At 40.5% G+C, this 940-nt stretch carries 2 protein-coding genes; both read left to right on the forward strand.

The window, feature by feature from the left end:
- The coding region (locus A3735_RS30100) for a hypothetical protein (protein ID WP_197485591.1) at positions 1–582 on the forward strand (582 nt) is incomplete at its 5' end.
- A gap of 107 nt (positions 583–689) precedes the next feature.
- Positions 690–940 (forward strand): acyltransferase family protein (locus tag A3735_RS32445; RefSeq protein WP_156499317.1); only part of this gene is annotated, 251 nt, incomplete at its 3' end.

The raw sequence follows: 940 nt of genomic DNA on the forward strand, positions 1-940 counted from the left end.
ACGGATATTAGAGCTGATTGGCTAACTGGAGGGGGCTTTGAAGCGCCTTGTGGCATACTTATTAATGGTGGAACAGGGAACTGGAAGAAGGAAGCGTATTCATGCGGAAATGTTTTAAGTACGTCTGGTGGAAGAGTAGCTGCAGCAGGTGGGGCTTCTAAAACTGTGGTGGCGCATGGCGATTACGATAACGACGGTCGTTTGGATTTATTTTCCTCTAATTCTCAACCTAGCGCTAATAAAGATACCCTTAATTTGTTACGTAACACGGGACCAAGTAATAACAATTGGTTAGCATTCCAGGTTAAGGATGCGCCGACTACAGAAGGCTTGCACTCAAGAGTAGTGATACGAAACTCTGAAACTGATAATATTTTGTGTACGAGAGAGATTTATATTGCGCAACAATACGGTGGTTCGAGCGAGCATTGTGGTCTTGGTAGCGTAAGTACTGTGGACATCTCTGTTCAGTACCCTAATGGAGGAAGACTAGTTTCCTATCAAGATGTTGGTGTAAACCAGTTTTTGATGCTGAGGTTAGATGGCTCAGCAGAAGTATGGGCCCCAGGTTCAGGTATGTAGTCTAATTTCTTTATAGAAACTGCGCAAAGTTTCACTTTGTGCAGTTTTTTTTTACCTAGTAATTACTGATAGAATACAAGGATAGCTTAAACCTTGATATTAAATGGATGTACTTTGTGTCAATAAATTATACTGCTTCGCTTGACGGCCTGAGAGGTTATGCTGTTTTATCGGTAATACTTTTTCACTGTGGCATACTCTATTGGGGGTGGCTTGGTGTACAGCTATTTTTTGCACTCTCGGGTTTTCTAATAACCTTGAGCTTATTTTCAGGCAAGGAAAAGAGTTTTAAGCTATATCTTAAAAACTTTTATGTTCGAAGAGCTTTGAGGATTTTTCCTCTATACTTTTTATTCCT

The organism is Oleiphilus sp. HI0061, from assembly GCF_001635675.1.